The following is an 18034-nucleotide window of genomic DNA, read 5'->3' on the forward strand; positions in this document are numbered from 1 at the left end:
TCCACCAAGAAGACCCTGCACACATTCCCGCACCACCAGGAAGAGGAACCGCATGAAGTTCACAACACCCAACCAGGGTGCTCAACAAGAAGGATACATGCTATGTCCATTAATAGTGTACCACGCAAGCAGTTCGACGAATACGTAGCGACCGGATGGCAGCCCATTGGGATTGCTGGCAAGAAGCCTGCTCGAAGCGGTTTGACCGGACGCACTGACAACACCACTCCCGACATGCCGCGCAAGGGCGAGAACATCGCGTTGCGACTTCCCAAGGGTGTCATCGGTATTGATGTTGACGCCTATGACGGAAAGGTCGGGGGTGACACCCTCGCGCGGCTTGAGCGCAAGCTAGGTCCGCTTCCTGATACTGACCGAAGCGGGTCGCGAGAAGCCCCCAGCGGTATCTACCTGTTCAGGGTTCCGGATGACTTTGAGTCGGTCGGTGAACTACCGGGTATCGAGCTAATCCAGTGGTTCCACAGGACGGTTGTTGTCGAGCCTTCCCAGCACGAGAAGACCGGGAATACCTACCGTTGGCACCCGGTTAATGAAGAGCCTATGTGGAAGAATGGACCCGAGTCCCTTCCCAAGCTTCCTGACGCGTGGTTGGAACACCTGCGCAAGGATCGGGTGAACGTCGCTGAGAAGCGCACCGAAGGATGCGAAGACGCCTTTCTCACCGAGGGGCTTCCGTGTGACGAAGTGACGCAGGTACTCGACAGGTACAACGCGCGCACTGACAACGGCGCGTCGCGCTACGGGTCGATGATCACCGGTCAGTACAACCTGATGAAGCTAGGCGAGTCGGGTCACCAGGGTGTCAGTTCCGCTATGGACACCCTCGAAGGGCTGTACCTGTCTCAGGTTGAGGGTGAACGCGACGCGTCCGGAGAGTTCAACCGAGGACTCAACGGCCTTTACCTGATCGCTGACACTCCCCTGACTGACGGGGATCCCTGTGACGTCAACAAGCTCAACCTTCCTGCTTCGTTCTGGGAGTCTCGCAAGTCGCTTAAGCACATCCGGGATGCCGCGCATTCCCGGGTATCCAGTGCGGATGCTGTTCTGTACACGACGCTTGCCCGTATGAGTGCGATGGTTGACCACAACACCCGCATTAAGACCGGTGTCAAGTCGCCTGCTTCCCTGAACTTGTTCGTTGCCGTGGTTGGTCAGTCCGGTGCGGGTAAGTCGTCTAGCGTTTCCGTTGGCAAGAAGCTCATGCCTACTCCGCTAGACCTCGAAGGGTTCCGAGACGGTCTTCCTATTGGTTCGGGTGAAGGCTTCTCGGCTGCTTACTGGGGTGTGACTTACGAGGACAGTCACACTGAGAAGAAGAAGGACGGAACCCCGGTCAAGGTTCGCGTCACCAAGCAGGTACGGCACAACTGCTTCTTCACTCTGGACGAAGGACGTGCCCTGAACAAGATGGTTGAGCGTAGCGGTACGACTATCAACCCCACTTTGTGCAGCGCGTTTGTCGGTGACCTTATCGGACAGTCCAACGCTACCGTTGAGACGACGCGGATCGTTCCTGACGGAAGTTACTCTGCGGGTTTTGTTGTCGGATACCAGTTTGACGCTGCGGGTGTGCTTCTGTCCGAGGAAGAAAGCGGATTGCCCCAGCGCTTCATCTGGGTTTCCGCCACCGACCCGAGCATTCCCCGTGAACGCCGGGAATACCCTGGACAGCTGAAGGGATACAAGCTGCGCGGGGATGACGTTTCCGTTGACGGAACCCACTTCGAGCCGATTATGTCGCTTCCGCAAGACCTTCAGGAAATGCTATACGAACGGTTCTGGGAGCTTTCCACGGGTGAGGTCGAAGCTCCCCCGGAACTCGACTCGCACGAACCGTTGATTCGAGCCAAGCTATCCGCCTTGCTCGCTTTGTTGGACGGTCGGGGGAATGTCACCCACGAAGACTGGGAGCTGTCCGAAGTGATGTGGCAGACCTCTTGCGCGGTGCGTGACAACGTCGTTGAACGAAACGCCGAATCCCGAGAAGAGCGGGAAGAGGTTTCTACCCGCAAGGCGATTGAGCGTGAGCGTCGTTTGCAGCTTGCTCGTAACCAGGCTGAACCCACCTTGAAGAGGGCTTCGGAAGCGATTGGCGAGAAGGTCCACAAGTCCGGTCGATTCACTCCGGGTAAGCTGAAGAATGCTTTGTCCAAGGGGCAGGTAGAAGTCTTCAAGGAAGCGATCAACCTTGCTATTGATGAAGGCTGGATCGTTGAGGATGACGGCGCTTACTTCCCTGGTCCGAACAAGCCGTAGCAAAAAGGTAGGTCGGAGGTAGGTCGCAGAACCTACCATATATCCGCAGGTCAGCAGTGGTTTTAGGGGGAGGTAGGTAGGTAGGTCGGAACCTACCTACCTCTCCCGCCCTGTGACATCATTTCCACCCAATATCTTAGTTTTAGTAAGGTAAGTCACAAGAACCACAATGAAAAGCTGAGTGGGGTAGGCAGGTTCGACCTACCCGACCTACCTACCCCAAAACAGCATCTGACCTGCGAAAAAGAGGCAGGTTCAGAACCTACCTTCGACCTACTTTTTGGCCGCAGCGGTAATGCAAGATCGCTTCCCCTAAATGCTATTAGCAAGCCCGCGGATTCATTCCAACCCTCTGACCTGCTAAAACACCACTAGGTTTCAAAAAATGGTGCGCTGTAGAATCCGCACCCTGCCCCCCTGTCACAATAGGTAAAGTGGCTATACCCCTAAGTAATTGCCCGTGGAAGGGAATAAGCAGCTATTCCCAGGTGTTACACCCGACATGCTCACTCTTCTTAGAAACCTGTTCACCAGCAAGCCCGACCTACAGCGGGAAGACCGTTACCAGCAACTCCTACGCGACCTTGACCAGTTCAGGCAGACCGGAGACCTTGACCGGTTTCAAGGTCTCTATGGCGTGTCCCCGTACCTGCCTCACAGGACGATTGCCCGTGAGTGCGGCATCACTGCCAGGCACCACGCCAACGCCTACTAAGGCTCGTGCGTCAGCACGAGGCAAGTCCCCCGACCTCTAGCCCCTGGTGACCTGACACCAGGGGCTTTCTCTTACCCTGATACATAGGATGACCCGATGATCCGATGCGTCGTCACCCGATTACCTTGGTTGTAATCGCACCCCGGGGAACGTGACCAGGCAACCCCAGCACCCCGGGGAGAGTAGCCCTAGCATTGACCCCCAGCGGGTGTAATCAGGCGCTCTCAGGACAACGCTCACAGCCTCACAGCATCCCCCTGGCGTAAGGACTAGCAAACACCGGGTGCGCCGCTCACAGGGCCACCTGAGAGCCTTAGGGGAATCTTGACCAGGGTGGGAATAAACCGAAGATCGTTAGCGTTCTTCAAAATGGCTGTTCGGGGTGTCGGTTGCGCCAACCGAACACTGTTCTAGTTCGATACCGTAACCGCACAGTCGTTTACCGACTATTCCTACCTTATGAGTAGAGAATCTGGTTGGTGGTGCGCCTGCTTCCTCCCACACTCCCAGCGGGTCACGCTCAGCCTGACGACTTCGTCGGCAGTCTCCCCCGGGGAGCGCAGGCGCGCGCCCCTGCGAGTGTGTGTTGGATTGTAATTATTAAATTACACAGTGTTATATATACTCGCGGACTCGCGATCCGAGCAAAATCGCGGAATCGGGTAGGAGGGCCGGGTCGCCCGGCCCTCCCCCCACACCACCGGACATGCGGGCCCGCATCCGGCGGTTCGTCAAACTGATCTCAACCGCTGCCAGGTCGGCTTGAGCATCCGCAGACCAAAGCCCTCCCAGTAGGAGTTGGGCAGCGCCTGCTGAAGGACGACCGAGCCACCGATCCGCCAGTACCCCTTGCTGCTGATCACCCAGTCCCGGGCCACACGATCCGAGATACCGAGCGAGCGCAACATCCGGCGGCGGGTCCTGGCCCGCTTCCATTCCTTCCAACGGACCTGCCGCATCCTGCGGCGGAGCCATTCATCCAACCCCTGGAACACCCTGGGGGTGTCCGCGAGCCGGAAGTAACCCATCCACCCGACGATGAACCGGTTCAACCGGCCGATGCGATACTCCATCGCAACCGACCACCGGCGCGAGGTCAGCTCCCGGATCCGCACCTTCCAGCGCCTGAGCGCCTTGGGATCGACCCGGATACGCACCCCGGCCCGGGTGAAGTAGAAACCGAACCCCAGCAACGTCGCGACGGATGCCGGAACCACCTTCGACTTCTCCCGGTTCACCTTCAGCTTCAACCGCTGCTCGACCACGACCGTGATCGAGTCGAGCACCCTGTGAGCGGCCCGCCTGCTACGCGTGAAGACACGGATGTCATCGGCGTAGCGCACGAACCGGTGACCGCGACGCCACAGCTCCCGATCCAGGTCGTCGAGCATGATGTTGGACAGGACCGGCGAAAGCGGAGACCCCTGCGGGGTCCCCTGCGCGCTCGGCATCTTGACCCCGTCCGCCATGATCCCGGCTTCCAGAAAGGACCGGATCAGTCGCAGCACCCTGCGGTCGTCAACCCTGCGCGCCACCCGGGCCATCAACACATCGTGCTGGACCCGGTCGAAGAACCGGTCCAGGTCGATGTCCACGACCCATCGGTGGCCGTCCTCAATAGCCCGCCGCGCGACCCGCACCGCCTGATGGGCGGACCGGCCGGGACGGAACCCGAACGAAGACCCGGAGAACTCCGGGTCGAAGATCGGGGTGAGGACCTGCGCGATGGCCTGCTGGATCAAACGGTCCAGCACCGTGGGAACACCCAGCATCCGCTCGCCGCCCCCGGGCTTGGGGATCATCACCCGGCGGACCGGCGAGGGCCGGTATCTCCCCGCGTCGAGTTCTTCCCGAACGCCCTCCCAGTGCTCGCGCAGCCATCCCCGCAGATCAGCGGTAGTGACTCCATCCACACCCGGGGCACCCCGGTTGGTCTCGACCCGTTCGAGCGCCGCGGCCAGGTTCGCGCTGGACAGCATTCGCTGCCACAGATCCCCCTGGCCGTGGTGGACATCGTCTCCAGGCCGCGCCGACAGGTCACTACGCTCTACGGCGGTACTCAACGGAAATGCACCGTCCCCTCCCACCGCAGGCCCGCCTTCGGCGGGGTGGCTGCGATCTGTGTGACCAGCACGAGCGGCACCGGTTCCTCTGTCCCATTTGACGTTCGGCCCTTCCCAGCCCACGAGCGATCCCGGCTGGTACTACGACCTCTGCTGACTTCTGCCCGGTCAGCCGCTCCCTTGCGGTCGCGGCCGTCGGCGCGGCGACATACTCAGCACAACCGACACCCGGACAGACCTCCCCAGGTAAGAACAGCTACTTTCCCCCTACGCCTGCCGCATCTACACCCCGGCCGTCTTGGCAGTGACGGGCTTCGCCATCCATGGCTGGCTCACCCCGACCGGACTGCCTTGTATGCGGTTCGTGTTCCTCAGTGCAGGGTTTCGCCTCGGGCTTCCTCCCGACCCCACCTCGCGGTGACGCCGTTGCCTCCGGCTCAGAGTTAGCACTGCCGCTTCCTCTAGAGGACTTCCACCTCCAAGCAACTGCCCATGCTGGGCACACCATGATGAAACCCCCGACCCATCACGAGCCGGGGGTTTCGTCTCCTACCTGCTACATGCCGCTCAACCGGTCACCGGGAGACAAGCGGCGGTGCGCACGGATAGCGCGGGCTTGCTTCCCGAAGAGGCCGTAGCGCTTCAGGACTTGTTCCGGGGAACTCCACCCTCCGAGCATCTGGACATCAAGAATCGTCGCTCCCGCTTCAAGGAGGTTGTGAACCCAGGTATGGCGGAACGCGTGCGGGTGAAGCCCCGGAACTCCGACGACCTTTCCGTAGCTTCGCAGCATCCGAAAGACAGCGGCTTCCCCCAGCGCGCCACGCGCACCGATGAACAACCGCGTGTCTTCGTGTCCGGGGTGTTGCTCCCTGCGTCGGAGGAATCGTCGCAGCGCGACCCCGGTCGCTTTACCGAAGGGAACGACACGCTCTCCGGTCTTTCCTCGCACCGTCAGGATCTGGGAATCCCAGTTGATGTCTTCGAGGTTCAGCGACACCAGTTCCCCGACTCGCACCCCGGTATCCCACAGGACGTACAACAGAGCGCGGTTCCGGAACGTCAGGAACGTACTGCGGGCTTCGACCTTCAGCAGCGCGTGCATGGTTTCTTCGGTGACCAGCGGAACCGGTTTGATCTTGTCTTTGGGTCGGGCGACTTTCTTGACGACGTTGACGGTCGCTTCTTCCTCTTCGACCAACCACGTCCAAAACGTCGACAGCGCGGCGTGACGTGACGCCAGCGAGGAAGCAGCGTCACCCGCTTCCCGCCGGTGCGCGAGGAACCCCCGGACGGTCTTCCGGGTGACGTCTTCGGGTGTGGTGTCTCCACCCGCGTACGTCGTGAAGTGACGCAGGGAGATTCGGTAGTGCTTGATGGTGTGGGTGCTGAGCCCGTCGACGGTGCGGGCTTCTAGGAACTCACTGACCAGTGATGACAGCGTAGGCATGACGCGTTCGTCTCCCGATTAAACGGGGTTCCGGGCTGCGTCACGCTGCGTCGTTTTCGCAGGTAGCACAGTGCACATGAGCACCGGTTCATGGGCACGCAGGAAGATTTGGCCGCCATGATTTGGACCAAGTTAGTGCATTCGGAGGTCCCGGCGCGCCCTGGAGCGCCATGCCGTCGGGTGGGACCCGTCATGCCACGTTCCTGGCCGGTGGGGGAACCTTCGCGGGATTCTTACTTGCCATGGTGGAAAGTGAATGACACGATGGAAAAATGACGGCGGCGGAGGGAGCGCGGATGCGCAGGGACGAAGCCTTGGACGCCCTGGAAGAGGCCGGGGTGATGAGGGCGAGGGTGCGCACGATGGGACGCTGGTACCTGACCTTCTCCTCCGTGTTCGCGGCGGCGGCCGTCGTGTTGCTGCTGACCCTCGGCTTTCTTCCGGACACACCGGCGGCCGTGGTGGTCGGCGTCCTGTTCGGCCTGACCGTCCTGACACTCCTGGTCTGGTCCGCCACCCGTCCTGTGACGCCACACCGGTTCGCCTGGATCCACGGGTTCGCGATGCTCGGGTGGGGCGCCGTCTACGGCGTCGTGCTGCTGGCGGGAAACCAATACTTCCCGGGTGTCCCGGCCTGGTGGGCCGTCGGAGCCCTGCTGTCCGCCGTCCCGCCGCTGGTCGCCGGTTACCTCACCGTGCGTGGAAGCCGGAGTACACGTTGAGCCATCCCCGAAGCCGGCTGGACGAGGTCATCCACTCCCCCGTCCGGTTCTCCGTCGTCGCGGCGCTGGCCTCGGCCACCAGCATCGAGTTCCGGGTCCTGCGGGACCTGGTGGAGGTCAGCGACTCCGTGCTCTCCAAGCAGATCGCGACCCTGGAGGAGGCCGAGTACGTGGGCGTGACCAAGTTCCGGGTCGGCCGCCGCACCCGGACGTCCCTGTCCCTGACCTCCCAGGGTCGCAAGGCCTTCGAACAGCACGTCCAGGCGCTGCGCGACATCGCCGAGGGACTGGATCTGCCTCTGCCAGACTCCGACTGAACCCGTTACCCTTCCGTCGCAGCCGTGTCCCGGGCACGCGCCGCGCGCAGTTCGAGCGCGTCCAGGAGCAGTTCGAGGACCACCTCGAAGTGGTCCCGTTCGTCGACGTCCGGGAGGAAGGGCGACACGGCGGCGAGGTTCGGGTGCTCACGCGCGGAGGCAGTGAGGTAGGAGCGCCGCCAGGCCGACCGGTCCTCCTCCTGCTGTTCCCGGTCCAGGGAGTGGAAACCCGCCTCGTAGGAGCTCAGGGCGAAGGCCGTCTCCGTGAGCGCCCGGTAGTACGTCGCGGCGTCCCGTTCGGCGAAACCGGCCTGCCGGAGTGCGCCGACGACCGCGTCACTGCCCCGTAGCTCCGCCGGTCCGCGGGTGACCCGGGTGGAGACCAGGGCCGCCACCCGGGGATGTGCCAGGCTGGCCCACCGGATGCGTCGGGCGAGGTCGGCCAGGGTCTCCCGCCAGGCGTCCGCCGCGGTGAAGTCCCGCAGCGCCTCGTCGAGCAGGCGTTCGGCCAGCCCGAGCAGGATGGCGTCCTTGCCGTCGAAGTGCCGCAGCACCGCCGTGTGGTTGGAGCCCAGCTCCTTGCCCAGCCGCCGCAGGGTCAGGGCGTCCGGACCGTCGTTCTCGATGACGGTGCGGGCAGCGTCCAGGATGCCGTCCGGGGTCAGCCCGGCCGACGGGGGGCGGCCGCGCCGCGCGGCGGGCCGCCCTGTCGCCGGGGCCCCGTGAGCGGGCTCGGCATCGGGACCGGTGCCCGACACCTCTCCTGCGCTCATCGGCCATCCTCCAGGTAGGCGACCACCGCGCGCAGGGCGGCCACGGTCTCGGCGTCGCGGTCGTGGTCGTCGGCGGTGGGCCAGGCGCTGGTCTTGACGATGACCACGTCGGCGTCGGGATCGACCCACAGGAACTGGCCGTGGATGCCCAGGCCGGTGAAGGCCCGCCGTTCACCGCCCAGGGTCCACCACAGGTCGGAGTAGCCGTAGTGCGGCAGGCCGGTCGGCCCGAGCTTGCCCACCTCCAGGTGGGGCTCCCCGGCGCCACGAGCGCGTTCGGCCCACCCTTCGGGGAGGAGCCGTTCGCCGTCGTGGACCCCGTCCCGGGCCATGAGCAGGCCGACCTTGGCCAGGTCCCGGACGGTGGCGTTGAACGAACCGCCGGCCAGCGCGGTGCGCGGACGCTCGCGGGTCAGGAAGTAGTAGGCGTCGTCCTCGGCGCCGATCCGGTCCCAGAGGCGGTCGGCCGCGTACTCGGCGATGGGCATGCCGACGGCGGCCTCGAGCACCCAGCCGAGCACCTGGGTGTCCAGGGTGGAGTAGTTGAAGCGGGTGCCCGGCGGCACTGTGGCCGGGACCCCCTTGAGCACGGCCAGCAGGGAACCGCCGCCGGTCACCGCCCGTTCGAAGTCGTTGATCGTGGCCGAGGGATCCGGGTAGTCCTCCAGGTACTCGTCCCCGGCGCCGCTGCTCATCCGGAGCAGGTCCTCGACGGTCGCCTCGGCGTAGGCGGTGCCCGCCAGGTCGGGGCGGTGATCCGCGACCCGGTCCGCCAGGGAACCGATGTCGCCCTCGGCCAGGGCCATCCCGACCAGGACCGAGGTCACGGACTTGGTGAGGGAGAAGAGCTGGAACCGGGTGTGGGGGCCGGCGAAACGCCCGGGATAGGTCTCGTGGACGAGGACGCCCCTGTGCACGACCACGAAACCGGTGGTGTTGGTGGCGTCGTGCAGTTCACCCATGGTGCGCCGACGGCCACCGTACTCGTAGACCACCGGCAGCGGCCGAGCCGCGCGGGGCAGCGGGCGCGGCGCCCCGGAGCGGGGGACCTCCTGGGTGGGCATGAGCGCGTCCATGTGCGTGAACGTCCACTCGTTGATCGGGCGCCGGGTGACGACCTCGGCCTGGTTGCGCCACAGCCACATGGCTCCGGCGCCCAGGCCCGCACCCAGCCCGGTGGCGGCCGCCAGTGCCGCCAGGCTCCTGATCGCTCGGGACCGACTCGATTCCATCGCTCACCCTTCCTCGCCGTCTTTTCGTTCCAATGGTGACACCACTGGAACGAAAAAGGCAAGAGCGAACCCGCGCACAGAGTGGTGCGCGGGTTCGGTCGACCCCGGCCAGGGGCCGGGGTGACGGATCGGCGGTCCTCCGCCGCGCTGCGTCCGCCCCTCGGGGGCGCGCGGCGAAGGACCGGCCTCAGGCGACCCGCTCTGGCAGGCGGGCCTCCCGGTCGGGTGACCCGGGGACGCCGTCCTTCGTCCCCGGGCCGGTCTTGCTGTGCCGCGCGCGTACCGCCTTCACGGACCTCGCGGCCTTCGCGGACCCGCGCCCGGGCACGGCGGGTTTGGCGCTCCGGTCGCCCCGGGCGGCGCCGATCCCGGCGACCACCACGAGCCCCATTCCGACCAGCTGCACGGCGACCGGCGCCTGACCGATGATGATCAGACCCATCACCAGGGCCACGGCGGGCTCCAGGCTGGAGAAGGTGCTGTAGGCGGTCCGACTCATCCGCTGGAGGGCGATCATCTCCAGCAGGAACGGCACCATCGGGAAGAGCAGCGCGATGAGCAGCGTGAACATGATCAGCCCGAGATCGGGCTCGGCGATCGCGGCCGGGGCGCCCAGCGGCGCGGTGACCAGCGCGCCGACGGTCATCGCCAGGGCCAGGCCGTGCACGGCCTTGAAACCGGAGCCGACCCGCTGGGTGAGCACGATGTAGCCGACCACGCAGACCGCTCCGGCCAGCGCGAAGCCGACGCCGACCAGGTCGAGATCGCCCATCCAGGGGCGGGTCAGGCAGACCACGCCGACCACGGCGGCGACGATCCACACGAGTTCGCGGCGGCGGCGCATGGCCGCCACGGCGACCACGAGGGTGCCCAGGAACTCGATGGAGGTGGCGGTGCCCAGCTCGATCCGCGCCGTCGCCTCGGAGTAGAACAGCATCATCCCCGCGCTCGCTGTGCCCAGGATCACCACGGCCCCCAGCTCACGGGCGGTCGCCGCGCGCACGGCCCGCCACAGGGAGGGACCGCCGAGCACCAGGAGCAGCAGCGCCGCCCACGTCAGCCGCAGCCAGGTGATCGTGGCCGGGCTCGCCTGAGCGAAGGCGGTCACGGCCAGGGCGCTGCCGGTGTGCAGCGTGAACATGGCGATGAGCAGCATCAGCGGCGCCGGGACCTGAATCCGGGCACGACGGGACGAAGAGAGGAATGAGGGGATCACCCGACTATTGCACCGACATCGTTCGTTTCTGTCCACGAACTGATGGTTGATGAAGCATGTAGTTTTGGTTGATGGATTTCACGCGCCTCCGCCTGCTCGTCGAACTGGAACGATTCGGCACGATGGCCGCCGTGTCCGAGGTCACAGGCATGAGCACCTCCGCCGTCTCCAAACACTTCGCCGTTCTGGAGAAGGAGGCGGGTGTCCCGCTCCTCGTCCCGGACGGGCGGCGGGTACGGCTCACCCCGGCTGGCCGGCGACTGGCCGAGCACGCCGTGGACATCCTCGCGCGGGTCGAGACGGCCCAGGCCGAGTTCGACGGCGACACCGAGCCGGTGGGCCGCGTCGACCTGGTGATGTACACGTCAGCGGCGCCGATCGTGCTCCCGGCACTGCGCCGGCTGCGGCGCGACCACCCCGGTATAGACATCCGCCTGACCGAGTACGAGTCGGACCAGGCGCTGGGTCTGCTGCAGGACGGCGGGGCGGATCTGGGGGTGGTGTACCAGTACAGCCTTCTCCCCCGAGAATTCCCGGGCACGCTGACGGTGTACCCGGTGGGAACGGAGGGGCTGCTGCTCTCCCAGCCCTCCCAGGGCGCGGACAGCCGGACGCTGACCCGGCGCCGGCTGCGTGAGCTCGCGGACGCCTCCTGGATCGCCAGCCCCTACCGGGGTGACGAGGAGGCCCTGCTGCAGCGCATGTGCGCCGACGCCGGGTTCACCCCCCGGATCCGGCACCGCGTGGACACCCTGGAGCTGTTCGAGGAGCTGGTGGCCACCGGAGTGGGAGTGGGCGTGGTGCCCCGTCTGTCGAGCACTACCCGGCGCGGGGTCGCGCACGCACCGCTGGGCGAGCTGGGCGGGGTGCGCCAGGTGTACCTGGCCGGGCGCACCGGCGGTTGGGCCTGGCGGCCGATCCGCGTGGTCGCCGCCTATCTGCACCAGGCCGCGGAGGACGTGCTCAACGACGTCCCACCGCTCCCGTTCTGACCGCCGGGACCTGCCCAGACGGGCCCATCTGCGCAGGAACCCGCCTGGGCACGGGCCCGACCGCGCACGGGCCTGATCGCACGCGGGCCCGAACATACGCGGAACGGACCGCGTGAAGGACGGACCGCGTGCAGGGCCGACCAGATGCAGGACCGGCCGCGCCCAGGGAAGCGTCAACCGAGAGCGGGGTTCGGTGAGAGGAGGCAGGGGCTCAGCCCGCGATGGCGAAGGGGCCGACCGAGGGGACCGGGACCTTGCTGGCGGCCTCGCGGATCGCGGTGAGCAGGGGTTCTGGGGTGGCCCCGGCCCGGGAGAGCACGACGATGTGGCGGCGGGCGGTCTCGCGTACCCCGCGTACGACGATCTGCGGGTGGTTGAGCCCGGTCCAGGCCAGGCGCGGCATCAGGGCGACCCCCAGCCCCGCCTGGACCATGGAGAACACGGCGCTGAAGTCGTCGACGGTGTGCACGACCCGCGGCTGGAACCCCGCCTGGTTGGCGGCAGCGGTCACGCACGCGTGCCAGGCGGTGCCGGGCGCGGACATGATCCAGTCCTCCCCGGCCAGGTCGTCGGCCAGATGGAGGCTGGTACGGGTGGCCAGGGGGTGCTGGTAGGGCAGGATCGCGTCGAAGAGCTCGACCATGACCGGGTCGCTGCGAAAGTCCGGGTCACCCGCGGCCGGGAGGTGGCTGCTGGACATGGTGACGGCCACGTCCAGGCGGCCGGAGCGCACCATCTCGGCGCTGTCCTCGGGCTCGGCCTGCACGACCTCGAAGTTCCACCCGGGGTGGCTGCCGCGCAGGCGGGCCAGGGCGGGGGCGACCAGGTCGCTGATGCCGGTGGAGAAGGAGCCCACCCGGACGACCCCGCGGTCGCCGTCGGCGTACTCGGCCAGGTCGGCGGTGGCGCGCTCCATCTCCGCGAAGATGACGTGCGCGCGCTTGAGCAGGACCCGGGCGGCGCCGGTGAGCAGGAAACGACGGCCTTGGCGTTCGACGAGGGGAACCCCGGCCTCCCTGGCCAGGGCGGCGAGCTGCTGGGAGACCGCCGACGGGGTGACGTTGAGCGCCTCCGCCGTGGCTGCCACCGTGCGGTGGTGGTCAAGGGCTTGAAGGAGCTGCAACCGCCGAACGTCGATCATGTCCTCCAATTTATGACAGAACGGCCAGGTTTCGACGGAGTTTCGGACAGATAACCCACTCTCAGGAGGTGATTCCGTACACACCGTCCACCCCTCCTCCACCACCCTCACCGCGAAGTCCAGAAAAGAAAGATTCAAGATTCTTTCTCTCTAGTGATGTCGCGCGCGCTTTTTCTTCGTGTCGCACCCGTTCCGGCCGATACCGGCACGTACAGTCAGACCCAGCAGCTCAACCACGGGGACGCAGAATGCGCCCCCCAGGGGATCAGCACCCAATGCTGGTGGAACGGGTGAGAAGAACATGCAAACTTCGCTGATGACCAAACCTCGTTCGACGAACGTCGGCGTCCTTGGCTTCCGCTACCTCGGAGCACACGAGGTGGAGGAGCTCGCCGACCTGTGGGGTGCCCTGCACCAGCAGCACACGGTGACCGCCCCGCACCTCGAGGACATCATCAGCGCGGTGGGCCTGGACGAGTCCTGGCGGCGCCGTCGCGCCCAGTACCTGAACTGGCTGCGCGACCCCGACACCATGGCGATCCTGGCCGAGCACGAAGGTGATCTGGCCGGGTACGCGATGGTCACCATCCGTGAGAACGCCCAGGGCAGCTGGGACCGCGGTGAGCGGGTCGCCGTCGTGCAGACCTTCGCCATCGACCCCGAGTACACCGGTGCCGGCGTCGGCTCCAAGCTCCTGGAGGAGGTGCGCCGCCAGCTCGCCGCCATGGGCATCCGGGACATCGAGTTCTCCGCGCTGGCCACGGCCTCGGAGGACATCAGATTCCTGGAGCAGGAGGGCTTCCGCCCCTTCGTCACCACGATGGTCTGCCGCGTGGACGGCTTCGGCGCCCACGACTGACCGCTCCCCCGGGCGTTTCCCGGCGTACCGGTGGCCGGTGCCCGGTGACGCCGCCCAGAACGAGTCCCCGCGCGGTCATACCCACGTCCCGCGCGGGGACTTCTCCGTACCCGGGCAGACGGCTCCGAGCGACACACCCGCTCCGCGCGGCTCGGCAAGGCCCAGGCCCGAAGCGCTACGCTCGGCCCGTGGCCTCCTCCGACTCCAGCACCTGCATCTTCCCCGGCTGTACCCGCCCGGTCCCTCGCGGTTCCTCCCCCGGACGACCGCCGCAATACTGCGACCTGCCCGAACACACCCGGTGGCGGGCGTGGAAGGAACGCCAGCGCCTGGCCCAGGAGGCGGAGAACGCGGAGGAGGCGGTCCGCTCCGAACAGGAGGAGGGCACCGCCGCTAAGCCCGCACAGGGCGCCGAGCCCGTCACCGCGGCCCGTCTGCGCGCCGACGACCTCCTGACCCGCTTCGCCGTGCAGGCCGAACAGCTCGGCGCGACCCTGGACTCGGCTACCCGGGCCTTCGCCACCATGTCCGACCCGGCCGCCGCCGAGGCGCAGGTCGAGGCGGCCCGGCTGGCCGCCGCCCGCCAGGTGTCGGAGGCCGATTCCGCCCGGTTGGAGGCGGAGAACCGCCGCCGCGAGGCGGAGGCGGCCCGGCGTTCCGCGGAGGAGGCCACGGCCGCCGCCGTGAGCGCCGCCCAGGACGCCGAGCGCATGGCCGAGGAGGCCCTGAGCCGCCGGGACGCCGCCGAGGCCGAGCGCGACAAGCAGACCGAACTCGCCCGCACCGCCATCGCGGAACGCGACGCGGCCGTGGCAGAGGCCAACTCCGGACTGGCCGCCGCCGAACACCGGATCGCAGAGACCACCGAACGCGCCCGCGCCGAACTGGAACGAGAGCGCGCCGAGGCCGCCCGGATCCTGGAACGCGCTCGGACCGAGGCCGAGCGCCTGCGCACTGAAGCGGCCGAACAGTCCCGCCGCCGGGACGAGGCGGAGCTGGCCGAACGCGGCGCCCTGGCCCGGGCCGAGCGCGCCGAGGAGCAGGCCGCCCGCGACGCCCAGGTCCTGGCGGAGGAGCGCACCCGGTTCGGTGCCGAACTGGAACGCGCCCACCAGCGGTTGGAGTCCGACCGTGCCGCCGCCGAGGCCGAGCGCGCCCGCCTGACCGCCGAGCTGGACCGGCTGACAGCCGACCGCGAACGCCTGACCGCCGAACTGGACGCCCAGCGCCGTAACGCCGAACTCACGCTCGCCGAGGCCCGCGAGGCCGCCGCCGCACGCCTATCGGTGGCGGAGGAGGCCCGTGACCGTGCCCTGGAGCGCGCCGATCGGGCCGAGAGTGAGCTGGAGCGAGCGGGCGGAGACCGTGCGCAAGCCGTCGCCAAGAGCTCATGAGCCCGCACACCCGTGACCTACGTGCCCTTTCGTCCCGGTATTTCGGCTTAGGATGGCCTCGTGCGAGATCTGGGAACCACTGGTGAGACCGGTCCGATGAACCTGGGCGGGGACCACGCCGCCAAGGCCCCGGAGCGCGTCACGGTGGGTGAGCGGCCGCGCCCGCGCGTCGACCTCAAAGCGGTGTTCGGCCTGGAGGCGGGCCCCTGGGCCTGGACCACCGCTGTCCAGGCGACCATCGCGATGACGGTCTCCTTCGCCCTCGCCTCGCTGATCTTCGGCCCCCAGATCGGCACCCTCGCCGCCCTGGGATCCATGACCGTCCTGTACGAGAAGAAGACCCCCTACGCCTACCGCGCCGCCGCCCTGGGCCTGGTGGGGCTGGGCTTCGTCGCGGCGGTGACCCTCAACTCACTCGCGGCCTCGCTCTCGCCGTGGGCGGCGGTGGTGTCCATCGGCCTGACCGCCGGGACAGCCACCTGGGTATGTGCCGCCTGGCGGGTGGACAAGCCCGGCACGATGTTCTTCGTCCTGGTCGCCACCATCTCCACGATCGCCCCCGGCGGACTGGCCGAGGTGCCGCTGCACGCGCTGGTCGCCGCGTTGGGCGCGGCCGTGGGCTGGGCGGTGTCGATGTCGGGCGCCCCGCTGCGCGCCCGTCATCCCGAGTACCAGGCGGTGGCCGGGGCCTACCGGGCGCTGGCCGCGCTGCTGCGATCGGTCGGTACGCCCGAGCTCGACCACGCACAGCACTCGGCCTCGGTGGCCCTGGCCGAGGCCTGGCGGATCGTGCTGCTCGGCCAGACCCGCGGTTACCGCACCACCTCCGAGGCGGCCCGGCTGCGCGCCCTGCTGCGCTGGGTCTCCGACATCCACCTGGCCGCGACCCAGGTGTGCATGGCCCGGCCCACCACGCTGCCCGAGGAGGCCGCGGACTTCGCCGACCAGATGGCGCTGGCCGTCGCCGACCCGGGCAGCGCGCCCGACCCGGACTCACTGGACGAGCTGCGCCGGGGCATGCGGCCGCGCTCGCTGGAGGCGCGCCTGTACAACCTGCTCTCGAGGGCCGCCCAGGCCGCCCGCCGCGGCCACGACGAGGAGGAAGAGGACAACAAGCGCACCGCCAACCTGCACGACGACCGCTACCCCGCGCTGTGGAGCTCGTTGCGCTCCAGCCTGACCAGCAGCGATTCCCTGATCCGCCCGACCGCGCTGCGCATGTGGCTGACGGTGACCCTCGCGGGCGCGTTCGGTCTGTCGATGGGCCTGGACCACTACTACTGGGTGGCCCTGACCACCACCGCGGTCCTGCAGGGCGGCAACGTGGTGCTGACCATGAACCGCTCGGTGCAGCGTTCCCTGGGCACCCTGCTCGGTGTGCTGGGCGGGGTCGCGCTGCTCACGCTCGACCTGCCGCTGGCCGCGGTGATCCTCCTGGCCGGGCTGTTCCAGGGCGCCACCCAGTTGGTCGTGGGCCGCAACTTCTTCTACGGCTCGGTGCTGCTCACCCCGATGGCGCTGATGCTGTCCTACACCGCCAACCCCTACCCCGTGGCCGAACTGGCCGGGTCCAGGATCATCGACACCCTGGTGGGTTCGGCCTTCGGCATGCTGGGCGCGCTGCTGCTGTGGCGCAAGGCCTCGGCGGCCCGCCTGCCCCAGGCCATCTCGGGCGTCCTGGAGAGCACCCGCCAGTGCATGATGGCCGTGCTGGACCAGGACGTGGAGATCACCGAGAAGCGCCGCTACCAGCTGCGCCGGGACATGCGGGCCGCCCTGGTGAACCTGCGCGGTGTGTACGAGAGCGCCATCGGCGACGTACCCCGCGCCGCCTCCACCCGCCCGCTGTGGCCGGTGGTGGTGGCCACTCAGCGCATCGGTTACCTGGCTCTGGCGGCGCTGACCCAGGACCGCAGCCCGGAGCCCGCGGGCACGATCACCCTCCAACGGGTGGACCTGGCCTTCCACGAACTCATCGCCTCGATGGAGGAGCGCCGTACCCCGCGCCTGGGCGCCCTGCCGCGCCTGCCCGCCTACCCCCGGATCAACATGGAGCTGCGGGCGCTGGCCAACTCGATGACCAGCGCCGTCGCCCAGGACGAGCGTGCCGCCCAGCAGGAGGCCGAACGCCGTGCCCAACGCGAGCGGCGCCGAGCCCAGAAGGACGTCGACGCCGACCTGTGATCCCCGGCCGGGTCAGTCGGTGAGAGCGAAGGCCCGCACGGGGAAGGCCGCCAGTCCGCGGACCTTGGCCGGGACCGCGTAGAAGGAGAAGCCGTCCGCGGGGAGTTGGTCGAGCAGGCACAGGTGCGTGACGATCGGGATGCCCGCGGCGAGCAGGGCGGCCTGGGCGGGGCGGGCGCCCTCGGCGGCGGGTGAGGTGTCGTCGACGCTGACCGAGTCGATGCCGACCAGGGTGGCCCCGGCTGCGACGAGGGCCTTGGCGGCGGTCTCGGTGATGTGGGGGTGGTCGGACCGCCCGTAGGCCTCGGTGCGCCAGTGGCGGTCCCAGCCGGTGCGCACCAGGACGGCGCGGCCGCGCAGGTCGAGCCCGGCGAAGGCCTCGGGGCCGATCTGGCGGTCGCCGGTGGCGGTCACCACCACGCCTGGCAGGTCGGCCACGCGTTCCAGGTCCAGGTCGGCCGGGTCGGCCCCGTCCCGGTAGCGGTGGGCGGGCATCTCGACGTAGGTTCCGGTCGCCCCGACCATCGTGACTCGGCCGCTGCTGTTCCCGTGTCCGGGTACACCTCCCGCGACGGTGGTGCTCTCCTCGATCACCGGTTCGGGCAAGCCCGGACAGGTGGTCATCCCGTCGGTGATCTGGTGGCTGACATCGACCAGTTTCGGCATGGCTGTCTTCCTCGCTCGCGTCCGGCTCAG

At 67.7% G+C, this 18034-nt stretch carries 14 protein-coding genes; 7 read left to right on the plus strand and 7 right to left on the minus strand.

What is annotated here, in order from left to right; genetic code table 11:
• Positions 1-102: 102 nt before the first annotated feature.
• Entirely contained in the window at positions 103-2280 is a 2178-nt protein-coding gene (locus tag HNR07_RS10265) for a bifunctional DNA primase/polymerase (RefSeq protein ID WP_184364580.1), read from the plus strand.
• Between the two features lie 1446 nt (positions 2281-3726).
• Here the strand turns inward: HNR07_RS10265 and ltrA are convergent.
• Positions 3727-4974, minus strand: a complete 1248-nt coding sequence (gene ltrA / locus HNR07_RS10270; protein ID WP_184361336.1) for a group II intron reverse transcriptase/maturase — start codon at positions 4972-4974, stop codon at positions 3727-3729.
• Positions 4975-5614: 640 nt separating this feature from the next.
• Positions 5615-6508 (minus strand): tyrosine-type recombinase/integrase, encoded by an 894-nt coding sequence (locus HNR07_RS10275; protein ID WP_184364581.1) that lies wholly within the window; start codon positions 6506-6508, stop codon positions 5615-5617.
• A 296-nt stretch (positions 6509-6804) separates the two neighbouring features.
• On the opposite strand from HNR07_RS10275, the gene HNR07_RS10280 reads away from it, so the two are divergent.
• Together HNR07_RS10280 and HNR07_RS10285 are read left to right on the plus strand one after the other, a co-directional pair.
• Complete coding sequence (locus tag HNR07_RS10280; RefSeq protein ID WP_184364582.1) at positions 6805-7230, plus strand: hypothetical protein; 426 nt, start codon at positions 6805-6807, stop codon at positions 7228-7230.
• A complete protein-coding gene (locus HNR07_RS10285; protein ID WP_184364584.1) occupies positions 7227-7547 on the plus strand; it encodes a transcriptional regulator in 321 nt (106 codons plus the stop codon). The genes HNR07_RS10280 and HNR07_RS10285 overlap by 4 nt, the downstream gene beginning before the upstream one ends.
• 5 nt (positions 7548-7552) lie before the next feature.
• Here the strand turns inward: HNR07_RS10285 and HNR07_RS10290 are convergent, their stop codons facing one another.
• The 3 genes from HNR07_RS10290 to HNR07_RS10300 all read right to left on the minus strand — a co-directional run bounded on the left by HNR07_RS10290 (position 7553) and on the right by HNR07_RS10300 (position 10768).
• Entirely contained in the window at positions 7553-8320 is a 768-nt protein-coding gene (locus tag HNR07_RS10290; RefSeq protein ID WP_184364585.1) for a TetR/AcrR family transcriptional regulator, read from the minus strand.
• Entirely contained in the window at positions 8317-9552 is a 1236-nt protein-coding gene (locus tag HNR07_RS10295; RefSeq protein WP_246420234.1) for a serine hydrolase domain-containing protein, read from the minus strand. Before HNR07_RS10295 ends, HNR07_RS10290 begins: the two co-directional genes overlap by 4 nt.
• Before the next feature lie 187 nt (positions 9553-9739).
• Entirely contained in the window at positions 9740-10768 is a 1029-nt protein-coding gene (locus tag HNR07_RS10300) for an EamA family transporter (protein WP_184364586.1), read from the minus strand.
• A 71-nt stretch (positions 10769-10839) separates the two neighbouring features.
• Between HNR07_RS10300 and HNR07_RS10305 the strand changes: the two genes are divergently transcribed.
• Complete coding sequence (locus HNR07_RS10305) at positions 10840-11760, plus strand: LysR family transcriptional regulator (RefSeq protein ID WP_184364587.1); 921 nt, start codon at positions 10840-10842, stop codon at positions 11758-11760.
• A gap of 211 nt (positions 11761-11971) precedes the next feature.
• Here HNR07_RS10305 and HNR07_RS10310 read toward each other — a convergent pair whose 3' ends face one another.
• Positions 11972-12901: a LysR family transcriptional regulator gene (locus HNR07_RS10310; protein WP_184364588.1), complete on the minus strand. Its 930-nt coding sequence runs from the start codon at positions 12899-12901 to the stop codon at positions 11972-11974.
• 316 nt (positions 12902-13217) lie between these two features.
• Between HNR07_RS10310 and HNR07_RS10315 the strand changes: the two genes are divergently transcribed.
• The 3 genes from HNR07_RS10315 to HNR07_RS10325 all read left to right on the plus strand — a co-directional run bounded on the left by HNR07_RS10315 (position 13218) and on the right by HNR07_RS10325 (position 17338).
• Complete coding sequence (locus HNR07_RS10315; RefSeq protein ID WP_184364589.1) at positions 13218-13760, plus strand: GNAT family N-acetyltransferase; 543 nt, start codon at positions 13218-13220, stop codon at positions 13758-13760.
• Positions 13761-13948: 188 nt separating this feature from the next.
• Complete coding sequence (locus HNR07_RS10320; RefSeq protein WP_184364591.1) at positions 13949-15154, plus strand: coiled-coil domain-containing protein; 1206 nt, start codon at positions 13949-13951, stop codon at positions 15152-15154.
• Positions 15155-15250: 96 nt separating this feature from the next.
• The gene (locus HNR07_RS10325; RefSeq protein WP_184371844.1) at positions 15251-17338 is read left to right on the plus strand and encodes an FUSC family protein; all 2088 of its coding nucleotides are present in this window, start codon (positions 15251-15253) and stop codon (positions 17336-17338) included.
• A 12-nt stretch (positions 17339-17350) separates the two neighbouring features.
• On the opposite strand, the gene HNR07_RS10330 is transcribed toward HNR07_RS10325, so the two are convergent.
• Positions 17351-18004, minus strand: coding sequence for a cyclase family protein (locus HNR07_RS10330; protein ID WP_184364592.1), 654 nt, complete (start codon positions 18002-18004; stop codon positions 17351-17353).
• Between the last annotated feature and the right edge of the window lie 30 nt (positions 18005-18034).

The sequence above is a fragment of the Nocardiopsis metallicus genome, from assembly GCF_014201115.1.
In the GTDB taxonomy this organism is placed as follows: domain Bacteria; phylum Actinomycetota; class Actinomycetes; order Streptosporangiales; family Streptosporangiaceae; genus Nocardiopsis; species Nocardiopsis metallicus.

Bases quoted from the DNA above. Each gene is read 5' to 3' on its own strand.
- HNR07_RS10265 (WP_184364580.1), top strand. From the start codon at position 103: ATGTCCATTAATAGTGTACCACGCAAGCAGTTCGACGAATACGTAGCG.
- ltrA (WP_184361336.1), bottom strand. From the start codon at position 4,974: ATGCTGTCCAGCGCGAACCTGGCCGCGGCGCTCGAACGGGTCGAGACC.
- HNR07_RS10275 (WP_184364581.1), bottom strand. From the start codon at position 6,508: ATGCCTACGCTGTCATCACTGGTCAGTGAGTTCCTAGAAGCCCGCACC.
- HNR07_RS10280 (WP_184364582.1), top strand. From the start codon at position 6,805: ATGCGCAGGGACGAAGCCTTGGACGCCCTGGAAGAGGCCGGGGTGATG.
- HNR07_RS10290 (WP_184364585.1), bottom strand. From the start codon at position 8,320: ATGAGCGCAGGAGAGGTGTCGGGCACCGGTCCCGATGCCGAGCCCGCT.
- HNR07_RS10295 (WP_246420234.1), bottom strand. From the start codon at position 9,552: ATGGAATCGAGTCGGTCCCGAGCGATCAGGAGCCTGGCGGCACTGGCG.
- HNR07_RS10305 (WP_184364587.1), top strand. From the start codon at position 10,840: ATGGATTTCACGCGCCTCCGCCTGCTCGTCGAACTGGAACGATTCGGC.
- HNR07_RS10310 (WP_184364588.1), bottom strand. From the start codon at position 12,901: ATGATCGACGTTCGGCGGTTGCAGCTCCTTCAAGCCCTTGACCACCAC.
- HNR07_RS10315 (WP_184364589.1), top strand. From the start codon at position 13,218: ATGACCAAACCTCGTTCGACGAACGTCGGCGTCCTTGGCTTCCGCTAC.
- HNR07_RS10325 (WP_184371844.1), top strand. From the start codon at position 15,251: ATGAACCTGGGCGGGGACCACGCCGCCAAGGCCCCGGAGCGCGTCACG.
- HNR07_RS10330 (WP_184364592.1), bottom strand. From the start codon at position 18,004: ATGCCGAAACTGGTCGATGTCAGCCACCAGATCACCGACGGGATGACC.